Origin of the sequence: Micromonospora sp. A3M-1-15 (assembly GCF_024213425.1) — a bacterium.
GTDB classification, from domain to species: Bacteria; Actinomycetota; Actinomycetes; order Mycobacteriales; family Micromonosporaceae; genus Micromonospora; species Micromonospora chersina.
In genome coordinates this window covers 767,384-779,643 of the sequence record NZ_JANAVK010000002.1, presented here as the reverse complement: position 1 = coordinate 779,643, position 12,260 = coordinate 767,384, and the positions used below count along the sequence as shown (strand labels likewise).

13 protein-coding genes are annotated in these 12,260 nt (G+C 73.9%); 8 read left to right on the top strand and 5 right to left on the bottom strand.

Annotation, left to right across the window (positions count from 1 at the left end; translation table 11 throughout):
- The first annotated feature begins 24 nt into the window (after positions 1–24).
- Positions 25–267, top strand: a complete 243-nt coding sequence (locus NLX85_RS13420) for a mycoredoxin (protein ID WP_254334953.1) — start codon at positions 25–27, stop codon at positions 265–267.
- Between the two features lie 58 nt (positions 268–325).
- Here NLX85_RS13420 and NLX85_RS13415 read toward each other — a convergent pair whose 3' ends face one another.
- Positions 326–1,591, bottom strand: a complete 1,266-nt coding sequence (locus tag NLX85_RS13415; RefSeq protein ID WP_254334951.1) for an MFS transporter — start codon at positions 1,589–1,591, stop codon at positions 326–328.
- A gap of 206 nt (positions 1,592–1,797) precedes the next feature.
- On the opposite strand from NLX85_RS13415, the gene NLX85_RS13410 reads away from it, so the two are divergent.
- The 3 genes from NLX85_RS13410 to NLX85_RS13400 all read left to right on the top strand — a co-directional run bounded on the left by NLX85_RS13410 (position 1,798) and on the right by NLX85_RS13400 (position 3,559).
- Positions 1,798–2,778 (top strand): helix-turn-helix transcriptional regulator, encoded by a 981-nt coding sequence (locus NLX85_RS13410; RefSeq protein WP_254334949.1) that lies wholly within the window; start codon positions 1,798–1,800, stop codon positions 2,776–2,778.
- Between the two features lie 70 nt (positions 2,779–2,848).
- A complete protein-coding gene (locus tag NLX85_RS13405) occupies positions 2,849–3,079 on the top strand; it encodes a DUF397 domain-containing protein (RefSeq protein WP_254334947.1) in 231 nt (76 codons plus the stop codon).
- A gap of 210 nt (positions 3,080–3,289) precedes the next feature.
- Entirely contained in the window at positions 3,290–3,559 is a 270-nt protein-coding gene (locus NLX85_RS13400) for a hypothetical protein (RefSeq protein WP_254334945.1), read from the top strand.
- A 148-nt stretch (positions 3,560–3,707) separates the two neighbouring features.
- On the opposite strand, the gene nudC is transcribed toward NLX85_RS13400, so the two are convergent.
- Genes nudC through NLX85_RS13385 form a run of 3 tightly spaced genes read right to left on the bottom strand, consistent with a single transcriptional unit; the run spans position 3,708 to position 7,293 of the window.
- Complete coding sequence (nudC, locus tag NLX85_RS13395) at positions 3,708–4,655, bottom strand: NAD(+) diphosphatase (protein ID WP_254334943.1); 948 nt, start codon at positions 4,653–4,655, stop codon at positions 3,708–3,710.
- The gene (locus NLX85_RS13390; protein ID WP_254334941.1) at positions 4,652–5,986 is read right to left on the bottom strand and encodes a pitrilysin family protein; all 1,335 of its coding nucleotides are present in this window, start codon (positions 5,984–5,986) and stop codon (positions 4,652–4,654) included. Before NLX85_RS13390 ends, nudC begins: the two co-directional genes overlap by 4 nt.
- Positions 5,983–7,293, bottom strand: a complete 1,311-nt coding sequence (locus NLX85_RS13385) for a pitrilysin family protein (protein WP_254334939.1) — start codon at positions 7,291–7,293, stop codon at positions 5,983–5,985. Before NLX85_RS13385 ends, NLX85_RS13390 begins: the two co-directional genes overlap by 4 nt.
- A 229-nt stretch (positions 7,294–7,522) precedes the next feature.
- Here NLX85_RS13385 and NLX85_RS13380 point away from each other — a divergent pair, with 229 nt between their 5' ends.
- Genes NLX85_RS13380 through NLX85_RS13365 form a run of 4 tightly spaced genes read left to right on the top strand, consistent with a single transcriptional unit; the run spans position 7,523 to position 10,685 of the window.
- Positions 7,523–8,587 (top strand): ABC transporter substrate-binding protein, encoded by a 1,065-nt coding sequence (locus NLX85_RS13380; RefSeq protein ID WP_254334937.1) that lies wholly within the window; start codon positions 7,523–7,525, stop codon positions 8,585–8,587.
- The gene (locus tag NLX85_RS13375; protein ID WP_254334936.1) at positions 8,584–9,363 is read left to right on the top strand and encodes an ABC transporter ATP-binding protein; all 780 of its coding nucleotides are present in this window, start codon (positions 8,584–8,586) and stop codon (positions 9,361–9,363) included. The genes NLX85_RS13380 and NLX85_RS13375 overlap by 4 nt, the downstream gene beginning before the upstream one ends.
- The gene (locus NLX85_RS13370) at positions 9,353–10,237 is read left to right on the top strand and encodes an ABC transporter permease (RefSeq protein WP_254334934.1); all 885 of its coding nucleotides are present in this window, start codon (positions 9,353–9,355) and stop codon (positions 10,235–10,237) included. The genes NLX85_RS13375 and NLX85_RS13370 overlap by 11 nt, the downstream gene beginning before the upstream one ends.
- Before the next feature lie 4 nt (positions 10,238–10,241).
- Positions 10,242–10,685 carry an Rrf2 family transcriptional regulator gene (locus NLX85_RS13365; RefSeq protein WP_254334932.1) on the top strand — a complete coding sequence of 148 codons (444 nt, stop codon included), beginning with the start codon at positions 10,242–10,244 and terminating at the stop codon, positions 10,683–10,685.
- A 166-nt stretch (positions 10,686–10,851) separates the two neighbouring features.
- Here the strand turns inward: NLX85_RS13365 and NLX85_RS13360 are convergent, their stop codons facing one another.
- Positions 10,852–12,114, bottom strand: coding sequence for a DEAD/DEAH box helicase (locus NLX85_RS13360; RefSeq protein WP_254334929.1), 1,263 nt, complete (start codon positions 12,112–12,114; stop codon positions 10,852–10,854).
- Positions 12,115–12,260 lie beyond the last annotated feature (146 nt).

Sequence of the window (12,260 nt, the reverse complement as noted above, 5' to 3'; positions counted from 1 at the left end):
AGTCACCCCTTGGAGGACCTGACCATGTTGACGATGTATTCCACCTCGTGGTGCGGCTACTGCCACCGGCTGAAGTCGCAGCTCGACCGGGAGGGCATCGCGTACGAGGTGGTCGACATCGAGCAGGACACGAAGGCCGCGGAGTTCGTGATGAGCGTCAACGGCGGCAACCAGACTGTCCCGACGCTGCGGTTCGACGACGGAAGCGCCCTGACCAACCCGTCGATCGTCCAGGTCAAGCAGCACCTGACCAGCATCGCCGGCTGACCCGGCCGCACCCGGCCACAGCGGCCGCCCCCGGGAGGGGGGCGGCCGCTGTCGCGTCTCAGGGCGTCCGGCGCCGGCGCGGCGCGGCGAGCACCTCGTGGTCGAGCGGGCGGCGCGGGGCCGGGACGTGGACCAGGACGGGCCGGGGCGCGGTGAGCCGGCGGCCGCGCCAGAGGTAGAGGCCGGCGGCCGTGGTGGTCACCCCGACCAGCGCGAAGAGCAGGCGGTAGTCGAAGACGCCGACGAGCAGCGCGCCGGCACCGATGGAGACCGCCTGCGGGCCGCTCACCACCGCCTCCGCGGCGGCGGCGACCCGGCCCAGCAGCCCCGGCGGGGTCCGCCGCTGGATGAGCGTGTTCAACCCGACCATGGTCAGCGGCAGGGAGACCCCGGCCAGCAGCAGCGCCACCACACCCAGCCAGAGCCGGGGGTACGCGAGCGCCAGCGCGGCCGGCCCGAAGAAGCTCACCCCGGCGGCGAGCGCGCCCACCTCACCGGCCCGGCGCACCACGGTCGCCGAGACGAGCCCGCCGACCAGCCCGCCGACCCCCTGCACGGTGACGAGCACGCCGACGAACGCGGCGTCCCGGCCCAGCCCCAGGTCGACGTACGCGAAGATCAGCGACTCGGTGAAGCCCATCATGAGCGAGCCCAGCCCGTACCCGAGCAGGGCCCGGCGCAGCGCGGGGTCGCCGGCCAGGTGCCGCAGCCCGGCGCCCAGCCCGGCCGGCCAGCGGCGCGCGGACCGGGCGGGTGTGGCCTCGGTGACCCGGAGCAGGCCGACCACCGCCGCGGCGGTGAGGAAGCCGGTCATGGCCAGGGCGACCAGCAGCCAGCCGCCGACCGCGGCGTAGAGCCCGGCCCCGGCCAGCGGGCCGACCAGCCGCAGTCCCTGCCGGACGGTCTGGAGCACCCCGTTGGCGTCGGCCAGCAGGTCGCTCGGCACCAGGTGCCGGATCAGCCCGCTGAGCACCGCGCTCAACGTGATGTACGACAATCCGTAGAGCCCCGCCACCACGTAGATCAGCCAGACGTCGGCACGGTCGTGGACCGCGAGGAGCGGGCAGAGCAGCACGGCCGTGCCGAGGTTGGCGGCCACGAAGAAGGGCCGGCGGCGGCAGCGGTCGACCACCCAGCCGACCAGCGGCGCCAGCGCCATCGGCGCGATGACGGCGAAGATGGTGGCACCGGCCATGCCGTCCGACCCGGTCAGGTCCTTGACCCAGACGGCCAGGGCCAGCAGCAGGATCGACTCGGCCGCCATGCTGGCCAGCAGCGCGACGAACAGCAGGCGGAAGTCGGGGCGGCGCAGGACGGTGCGCATCGGGTTCCCTCCGGCGGGCGTGCGCCATGGGGCGCGTCGGGGGCGGGCGCGCCGGTGAAGGCACCCCTCCACGGTCCTCTTTTTGTCGCGTGACACGCCCCCGCCGGAACCTCCGGCGCCGGTCGCGCCGTCCATACTGACCGTGGGGGGCGAATTTCATACAGTTACCGTCGCGTCCTGCGACGGTCGACGGGAAAGAGGACACCGTGCCTCCTGCCGCACCAGGCCCGATCCTGCGCCGTCGCAGGCTCGGCACCGAGCTGCGCCGGCTGCGTGAGCAGGCCGGCCTGACCGGCGACCAGGTCATCGAGCGGATCGGCTGGGCCTCCGCCTCCAAGCTGTCCCGCCTGGAGAACGGCCGCAGCCGCCCCGACCCGGACGACGTCGGCGTCCTGCTGACCCTCTACGGCGCGGAGGGCGAGCTGCGCGAGGAACTGCTGGGGATCACCCAGGAGGCCGGCGACATGCGCGGCTGGCTGCGCAACTTCCCCGTGATGACCCAGCAGCAGCGCGGCTTCGCCGAGCTGGAGGCGGGGTGCGCGGAGATCTCCGAGTACAACCCCGTGCTGGTGCCGGGGCTGTTGCAGACCCCCGGGTACGCCCGGCACCGGATCATGTCCGCGGCCCGGGTGGCCGAGCAGGCCGGCGACCAGGAGATCGAGGACCCGGAGACCGAGGTACGCGCGCGGCAGGCCCGCCAGTCGCTGCTGACCCGCTCCCCCGACGCGCCCCGCTACACGGCGGTGCTGGAGGAGGCGGCGCTCGGCCGCCGGGCCGGTCCGCCCGAGGTGCTGCACGAGCAGATCGTCCACCTGTGCGAGCTGGCCATGCTGCCGAACGTGACGTTGCGCCTGCTGCTGCGCGACACCCGGGTGGGCGACTGGTACCTGCCACCCACCGCCTTCTCGGTCTACCGGTTCGCCGATCCGCTCGATCCGGAGACGCTGGCCATCGAAGGTGGGTTCACCGACGTCATGTCGACCGAGGTAAACACCCTAAATCGCTATAAAGTGGTGTTCGAGTGGCTATGCTCGGCGGCGCTCTCCGCATCGGACACCCTTTCCTGGCTGATCGAGGCGACGGGACGGCTGACCGACACGGCAGCCGAGTCCACAGTGGCGTTCGGGCCGGCAACGGCGCCGACCCAGCGCCGCCGCGACTCGGGGCGCCTGACGACGGACCGGTGATCCACGGACACCCGTGCGGCCCGCGGCGTCACTCGTCCCCATCGGAGCACTCCAGACCAGGAGCAGAACCATGAACGAGATCCGCAACAGCTCGTCCGAGCAGCTCGCCGGCCTCGCCTGGCGCAAGAGCACCCGCAGCCAGACCTCGAACTGCGTGGAGATGGCGCCGCTGCACACCGGGCCGGCGGCCGTCGCGCTGCGGGACAGCAAGGACCCGCGCGGGCCGGTGCTGCTGTTCAACCGGGCCGGCTGGCTCGGCTTCATCGCCGGCGCGAAGAACGGCCAGTTCGACCTGAACTGATCCGGCGAGGTCGCGGGGGCCGCCGGTGTGGCACCGGCGGCCCCTTGCGCGTCCACCCCCGACAACCGTGCTGAGCTGAGGTCACCCGATCGGTCGACGGCCCGGGCAATAGGCGAGTTTCACTTGCTGTGACCACGCGCGGGCGTAACATGACGCAAGAGTGACGTGGAAGTTGCAGAGTGCATCCGTCCGTCCGTACCGGGGGACACCATGCGGTTCCTGATCGTCCGCACCGAGATCCGTGCCGCCGCCGACACCGACATCGCCGCCGCCTGGGCCGGCGGGGGCCGGCTGCGGGACGAGACCAGCGCGCCGGAACCGCGCCGCCAGGTCGTCCACGCCGAGGACCGCGACGCGGCCCTGCTGCTCGCCCGGGCGCTGTCCACCGTGGGGGCCGTCCGGGCCGGTCGGCACCGGGTCAAGGTGCTGCCGATCACGGACTTCGACCCGGCTCACCCGTACCACCTGGGCAGCGGTTGACCCGCCACTGACGTCCGTCGTGGCCGGACCGGCTCCCCCGCCGCGTTCCACGCCTCACCCGGCCACGACGGCCCGTGTTCCCGGCCCGAGACCGCCGCGGCAACGACGGTCCCGGGCCGGGGCCGCATCCAGCCCGTGTTCCCGCCGGTCAGCAGTGGCCGTCGAGCCAGCGGTGGACGAGGAACAGGGCGATCGACGAGGGCGGTGGGAGGAGCAGGCGGTCGCCGCCCTCCACGCGGACCGGCTCGTCGGCCAGCGCCGCGCCGATCTCCCGCCGGGTGAACCAGCGCGCGTGGGCGATCTCGGCCGGATCCACCCGGATCGGCGCGTCGGCGTCGGCGCGGGCCAGGAAGCCGAGCATCAGCGAACCGGGGAACGGCCAGGACTGGCTGCCCGCGTACCCGATCTCCTCGACCACGACGCCGACCTCCTCGCGGACCTCGCGCAGCACGGCGGCCTCGGCCGACTCCCCCGGCTCGACGTAGCCGGCCAGGCAGGAGTAGCGGCGCAGCCCCGGGGTGCTCGGCCAGGTGGCGTTGTTGCCCAGCAGGCAGCGCCCGTCCGGGCCGTCCACGCCGTCGTGCACCAGCACGATCATGGCCGGGTCGGTACGCGGCCAGATCCGGCCGCCGCCCGGGTCGACCCGGGACCAGCCGGCCTCGTCCACCTCGGTCGGATGCCCGCTGGACGAGGAGTAGCCGTGCCGGGTGTGCCAGTTCATCAGCGCGAGCGCCGTGGTGAAGATCCCGGCGTCCCGGTCGGTCAGCAGGTGGCCGACCTCGCGCAGGTTGACCCGGCGGGTGCCCGCCAGCTCGGGCAGCCGCGAGTCCACCGCGAAGATCGGCACGCCGTCCGGCTCGACGCCGAGGAACATCGGCACCGACCGGGGCACCTCGGGCAGCTCGCCCGGGCCCACCAGCACCAGCTCCGGCGGGGCCGCCGCGCCGCGGACGAGGGCGCGGCCCTCGTCGGCCGAGTCCAGCACCAGCACCCGGGCCTGCTCCCACGCCTCGGCGAGCCAGCCCGGGTCCGTCCGCCGGTGTGCCGCCCGGTCGAGCGTGGACCGGGCGAGCGGCGGGGCGGGCTCGCCGGTCATGAGGACTCCGTGCGGACCGGGGTGAGCGTGGCGAGGCTGTCGGCCACCCGCTCGGCGTCGCCGAGCACCACGGTGACCGCCTGCGCGGGCGCGAGGTAGCGGGCCGCCGCCGCGGTGACGTCGTCCACGGTCGCCGCCGCCAGCCGGGCGGCGTGCTCGGCGAGGAAGTCCAGCCGCAGCCCGTTGCCGGCGTACGCGCTCGTCAGCGAGGCCAGCCCGGCCTGGGTGGACATGCCGAGCTGGAGGGTGCCGAGCGCGTACTGGCGTGCCTGCTCCAGCTCCTCCGGCTTGGGCGGCACGGTGGCCAGCCGGCCCAGCTCGTACAGGGTCTCCAGCAGGGCGGGCGCGGTCACCTCGGTGGCCACCTCGGCGGCGGCGACCAGCACGGACCCGGCCACCGAGTGCTCGACCAGCGAGTGCGGCCCGTACGTGTAGCCCTTGTCCTCGCGGATGTTCTCCACCCAGCGGGAGGAGAAGTAGCCGCCGAAGACCAGGTTGGCCAGTTGCAGCGCGGCGTGGTCGGGGTGGGTCCGAGGCACCGCGGGGAGCGCGATCCGCAGCGAGGACTGCACCGAGCCGGGCCGGTCGACAAGCAGCAGCGGGCCGGGCTCCAGCGGCGGCGCGGGCGGCAGCTCGGCCGGCTGCCCGTCCCCCTGCCAGCCGGAGAGTGCCCGCTCCGCGGCGTCCAGCGCCCGCTCCGGCTGCACGTCGCCGACCAGCACCAGCACCGCGCCGGCCGGGTGCACCCGCTCGGCGTGCAGGCGGCGCAGCACCGGCGGCTTCACGGCGCGCACCTGGTCGGGCTCGGGGGTCTGCACCGCGTACGGGTGCCGGCCGTAGATCCGCTTGAGCAGCGCGGTCCGGGCGAGGTGAGCGGGCTGGCTCTGGGCCACCTGGATGCGGTCGACCAGCCGGTCCCGTTCGGTCTCCACCCAGTCGGCCGGGTAGGTGGCCCCGGTGAGCACGTCGGCGAGCAGCTCCAGCATCCGGTCCAGGCCGGTGACCAGGCCCGCCCCGGAGAGCATCAGCCGGTCCGGGTCGACGCCCGCGGACAGCCCGCCGCCGACCTTCTGCAGCTCCGCTGCGAGCTGGGTCGCGGTGTGCGTCTCCGTGCCGGAGAGCAGGGTCTGCGCCAGCATCCCGCCACGAGCCAGGTGGGTACGCCCGAACGGCATCCAGAGCCGCAGCTCGACGAGCGGGATCGCGGTGCGGCGTACCGCGATCACGGTGAGCCCGTTGCCGAGCGTGCGTTCGGCCTGCTGGGGCAGCTTGAGCCTGCGGTTGGGCCCGAGCGCCGGCAGCGGCCGCGTACCCGTTTCGACGGTTGTCATCGGGCGCCTCCGGCGATGACCTCGATGGACGCGCGGCGCTCCGGCCGCAGGGTGGCGGCGGCGGCGCGGACCTGCTCGTCGGTCACCTCGCCGACCAGCCGGGGCAGCTCGTTGAGCAGGCCGGGCTCGCCGCGCTGCTGTTCCAGCACGGCCATCCGCAGCGCCCGGCCGAGCACCGCGTCGGTGTCCCGCAGCAGGTGGGTCGCCATGCGGGCCTGGGTCCGGGCCAGCTCCCCCTCGGTCAGCCCGTCGGTGGCCAGCCGGTCCAGCTCCTCGTCGACGGTGCGCAGCACCTTGTCCACGTCGCCGCCGGGCGGCAGGTGGGCCTGGAGCAGCAGCGCGGTGGGGTCGCGCACGTCGAACGGGTCGCCCATGAAGCCGAGGTAGCCGCCCAGGCTGGTGACCGAGCGGTCCCGCTGGACCAGCCGCTCGACCAGCCGGGAGGCGTCGCCGTCGGTGAGCACCTCGGCCAGCACCACGTACGGCAGGTAGCCGGCGAAGTCGGTCACCGGGTCGGGCACCCGCCAGGCGCCGGCCACCGCCGGCAGCGGGGCCAGCTGATCGGTGTACGAGGTGCGCCGCTCGGCGGTGAGGTCGGGCTCGGCGAAGTCGGGGCGCTCCGGGGCGGGCCGGGCCGGCACGTCGCCGAAGTGCCGCTCGACGAGCGCGGTCGCCTCGGCAACGTCGACGTCCCCGCTGACCGCGAGGACGGCGTTGCCGCTGGCGTAGTAGCGGCGGAAGAAGTCGGCCGCGTCGCCGACGGTGGCGGACTCCAGGTCGTCGAAGGAGCCGTAGCCGTCGTGCGCGTTGGGGAAGGTGTCGAACATGACCGGCGGCAGGGTGAGCCAGGGGAACCCGCCGTACGGCCGGTTGAGCACGTTGACCCGGATCTCCTCCTTGACCACGTCGACCTGGTTGCGGAGGTTCTCCTCGGTCAGCCGGGGGCCGCGCATCCGGTCGGCCTCGAGGAAGAGCGCCCGCTCCAGCGCGTTGCTGGGCAGGGTCTCGTAGTAGTCGGTGTAGTCCAGGTGGGTGGAGCCGTTGAAGGTGCCGCCGGCGCCCTGGACGTGCCGGAAGTGGGCCAGCTTCTCCAGGTTCTCCGAGCCCTGGAACATCAGGTGCTCGAAGAGGTGGGCGAAGCCGGTGCGCCCCTCCGGTTCGGAGCGGATGCCGACGTCGTAGACCACCGCCACCCCGATGACCGGGGCGCTGCGGTCGGGCGTGAGCACCACCCGCAGGCCGTTGTCGAGGGTGAACCGCTCGACCGGGTATTTCGTCGCTGGAATTTTCGCTCTCCGCGTCGGCACGAGATCGACCCTAACGCGTCCGCCGCGCCCGCACCGGCGGTGTGCGCGGGCCCACCGGACGGCGGTGCCGGGCGGGGGCCGACCGGTGTGGCTATCTCCACCGAACAGGTAGGAGTTGCCGAGAATCCCCAGGTCGCGTGTCCCGGATTCTGGATGGGTCTTGACGCCGCTCGGCGCCTGCCCCAGTCTTCCTATCAACTAAGTAGGAATACTGCGGATTGGATACACGATGAGACGGCTCCCCTTCCGCCGCCTGGTCACCCTGGCCACCCTCGCCGTGGTCGGCGCGGCCACCCTGGGCGCCACCGCGGCCTGCGGCGACGACAGCGACGACGACGCCGGTGGCTCCGGTCCGGTGACGCTGCGCCTGGGCTACTTCCCGAACATCACCCACGCGCCGGCCGTGGTCGGCGTGGAGAAGGGCATCTTCAAGGAGAAGCTGGGAAGCGACGTCACGCTGGAGACCAAGACCTTCAACGCCGGCCCGGCGGCCATCGAGGCGGTCTTCTCCGGCGCGCTCGACGCCACGTACATCGGCCCGAACCCGACCGTGAACGCCTTCTCGAAGTCCAAGGGCGAGGCGGTCCGGGTCGTCTCCGGCGCGGCGTCCGGCGGCGTCGCCCTGGTGGTGAAGCCGGAGATCACCTCGGTGGAGCAGCTGCGCGGCAAGAAGATCGCCACGCCGCAGCTCGGCAACACCCAGGACGTCGCGCTGCGCTACTGGCTCAAGGAGAAGGGCCTCCAGACCACCAAGGAGGGCGGCGGCGACGTCAAGGTGGTCCCCCAGGAGAACGCGCAGACCGTCGAGACCTTCGGCACCGGCGCCATCGACGGCGCCTGGGTGCCCGAGCCCTTCGTCTCCCGGCTGGTCAACGCGGGCGGCAAGGTGCTGGTCGACGAGCGCGACCTCTGGCCGGACAAGAAGTTCGTCATCACCAACCTGCTGGTCAGCACCAAGTTCCTCAAGGCGCACCCGGACGTGGTGAAGAAGCTGGTCGAGGGGCAGGTCGCGGCGAACGAGTTCGTCAACAGCAAGCCGGACGAGGCCCAGCAGGCCATCTCCGACCACATCGGCAAGATCACCGGCAAGCCGCTGGACCTCAAGCTGATCAAGCAGGCCTGGCCGACGCTGGAGTTCACCAACGACCCGATCCCGTCCTCGCTGAAGGCCGGCCTGGACCACGCCGTCGCCGTCGGGCTGACCCAGCCGGTGGACCTGAACGGCCTCTACGACCTGAAGTACCTCAACGAGGTGCTCAAGGCGCAGGGCAAGGCCGAGGTCGTCCAGCCGTGACGTCGACCACGACGACCCCGCGCAGCGCGACCGGCTCGGTCGCGCTGCGCGGTGTGACCAAGGTGTACGGCCAGGGCGAGAACGCCGTCCTGGCCCTGGACGGGGTCTCGCTGGACGTCGCCCCGGGCGAGTTCGTCTGCCTGGTCGGCGCGTCCGGCTGCGGCAAGAGCACCCTGCTCAACCTGGTGGCCGGGCTGGACCGGACCAGCGGCGGCCGGATCGACCTGGGCGAGGGGGTCAACCCCGGCCTCATGTTCCAGGAGTCGGCGCTCTTCCCGTGGCTCACCGTCGAGGGCAACGTCGAGGTGCCGCTCAAGCTGCGCGGGCTGCCCCGCACCGAGCGCAAGGCCCGCGTCGCCGAGCTGCTGCGCACGGTCCACCTGGCCGACTTCGCCCGCAAGCGCCCGCACCAGCTCTCCGGCGGCATGCGGCAGCGGGTCGCGCTGGCCCGCACCCTCGCCCTGGACACCCCGGTGCTGCTGATGGACGAGCCGTTCGGCGCGCTCGACGCCATGACCCGGGACATCCTGCACGACGAGCTGGAGCGGATCTGGTCCGAGCGGAAGCTCACCGTGATCTTCGTGACCCACAACGTCCGCGAGGCGGCCCGCCTCGCCGACCGGATCATCCTGCTCTCCAGCCGGCCCGGCCGGATCATCTACTCCACCGAGGTCGACGTGCCGCGACCCCGGCGGATCGACTCGCCGGAGATCGCGGCCATCGCCGCCGACGTCACCGACCGGCTGCGTATGGAGGTGGGCCGCCATGGCCAGTGACACGCTCGCCGGGGCGCCGCGTACCGACGCGGAGATCTCCGGCCTGGACGCCCTGGAGATCGCCGGCCGGGAGAAGGCGCCGTCCCGGCTGCGCCGGGTGTGGTCGGCCACCTGGCCCAAGCTGGCCGCGCTGGCCCTGGCCGTCGCCCTCTGGCAGGCCGTGGTCTGGACCGGCTGGAAGGACCCGTGGGCGCTGCCCGGGCCGGTGGTCGTCTTCGAGGACCTCGCCCACTACGTCGGTAGCCCGGCGCTCTGGCACGGCCTGGCCACCACGGCCCGACGCGCCGCCGTGGGCTTCGCCGCCGCGGTCGCCGTCGGCCTGCTGCTCGGCCTCGCGGTGGCCCGGGTGAAGGTGCTCCGCGCCGCGCTCGGCTCGATGATCACCGCGTTGCAGACCATGCCGTCGATCGCCTGGTTCCCCCTCGCGATCCTGCTCTTCCAGCTCAGCGAGCAGGCCATCTTCTTCGTGGTGGTGCTCGGCGCGGCGCCGTCGGTGGCCAACGGCGTCATCCACGGCGTCGACTACGTGCCGCCGTTGCTGGTCCGGGCCGGCCGCAACCTCGGCGCCCGCGGGCTCAACCTGTACCGGTACGTCATCGCGCCGGCCGCGCTGCCGGCCATCGTGGCCGGACTGAAGCAGGGCTGGGCGTTCGCCTGGCGGAGCCTGATGGCCGGCGAGCTGCTGGTGGTCATCGCCACCCGGACCTCGATCGGCGCGCAGCTGACCTACGCCCGGGAGCTGAGCGAGGCGCCCCGGCTGATGGCCATCATGATCGTCATCCTGGTGGTGGGCCTGCTGGTGGACGCCGCGTTCGGCGCGGCCGACAAGGCGATCCGCCGCCGCTGGGGCGTGCTGGACCAGGCCGGCAACTGAGGCCGTGTACGTCTCCGCGCGCGCCGACTACGCGCTCCGGGCCATGCTCGCCGTCGCCGACGCCGCCGGGTCCACCGGCGACGGGGGGTCCGGCGCCGGCGAGCTGGTCAAGGCGGCGAGCCTGGCCGAGCGCCAGGACATCCCGCTCAGCTTCCTCCAGGGCATCCTGCTCGACCTGCGCCGGGCCGGGCTGCTGCACAGCCACCGCGGCACCGAGGGCGGGTACGCGCTCACCCGCCCGGCCGCCGAGATCAGCGTCGGCGACGTGCTGCGGGCGGTGGGCGGCGCGCTGACCAGTGTCCGGGGCATGCCCGCCGGCCACGACGGCTACCACGGGGTGGCCGCCGGGCTGCGGGACGTCTGGCTGGCGGTGGACGGCGCGATCGCCCTGGTGGTCGACCGGACCACCCTCGCCGACCTGCTGGCCGACCGCGCCGCGGCGTCCTGACCACCGTCGGCGGGGTCGGCCGCGGCTGCGACGCGGCGCCCTGACCACGTTCGACGGGCTCGGGCCGCGGGTGCGACGCGGCCCGGACCCGATCGACTCCGGCCCGGCGGGCCGTGCGGTGTCCCGGCACGCCGGACACCGCCGCTCGCCAGGCCGGAGTGGAGGATCAGCCCCGACGGCGCGGGCGGCGGGACCGGGCCGGCCGCGAGGCCGCGGTGGGGTGCGGCGCGGGCGGCGGGGTGAGGGTCACCGGGACACCGGTGGGCTGGCGCGCGCCGGTGACGCGGGCCAGCTCCTCGTCGCCGGCGCGTACCCGGGCGGTGTGCGGGGTGATGCCGGCGACGGTCATCAGCCGGGAGACGTCCCGGCGCTGCTCCGGCAGGACCAGGGTGACCACGGCGCCGGACTCGCCCGCACGGGCGGTCCGCCCGCCCCGGTGCAGGTAGTCCTTCGCCTCGGTCGGCGGGTCGGCGTTGACCACCAGGTCCAGCCCGTCCACGTGGATGCCCCGGGCGGCCACGTCGGTGGCCACCAGCGCGGTGACGTGGCCGGTGCGGAACTGCTCCAGGATCCGGGTGCGCTGCGGCTGGCTCTTGCCGCCGTGCAGCGCGGCGGCGCGTACCCCCTTGGCGAGCAGTTGGCGCGCGACCCGGTCGGCGCGGTGCTTGGTCGCCATGAACAGGATGGTGCGGCCCTCGCGGGCGGCGATGTGGGCCAGCGCGGCCGGCTTGTCCTCCGCCTCCACGTGCAGCACGTGGTGGGTCATGGCGGTCACCGTGGCGGTGCCCGGGTCGACGGAGTGCGACACGGGGTTGCTCAGGAAGCGGCGGACCAGCCGGTCCACGCCGCCGTCCAGGGTGGCAGAGAACAGCATCCGCTGGCCGTTCGGGTCGACCTGCTCCAGCAGCTTCGTCACCTGCGGCAGGAAGCCCATGTCGGCCATCTGGTCGGCCTCGTCGAGCACCGTGACGGCCACCTGGTCGAGCCGGGCGTCGCGGCGGGCGATCAGGTCGTGCAGCCGGCCCGGGGTGGCCACCAGCACCTCCGCTCCGGCGCGCAGCGCGTCCGCCTGCCGCTGGAGGGAAAGCCCGCCCACCACGGTGGCGCAGCGCAGCCCGAGCGCCCGGGCGTACGGGGTGAGCGCCGCGGTGACCTGCTGGGCCAGCTCGCGGGTGGGCACCAGCACCAGCGCCAGCGGGCGGCCCGGGCGGGCCCGGCCACCGGCCGTGCGGTGCAGCAGCGGCAGCCCGAAGGCCAGCGTCTTGCCCGAGCCGGTGCGGCCGCGGCCGAGCACGTCGCGGCCGGCCAGCGAGTCCGGCAGGGTCGCCGCCTGGATGGGGAAGGGCTCGGTGATGCCCTGCGCGGCCAGCTCGGCGACAAGCGCCGGGGCCAGGCCGGTGGCGGCGAAGGTGGGAACGGTCATGGTCATGCGAAAAGCCTTCCTCGACGCGGCACGTGTCGAGGAAGGGCGCCGACGAGCGGCGCGTCACCGGCGTCGCCGGTGGTCACAAGCACGAACCGAAAGGTACGGGCCGGCCCGCCGCAGCACGCCACGTCCCGCGGAGCGGGTGGGCG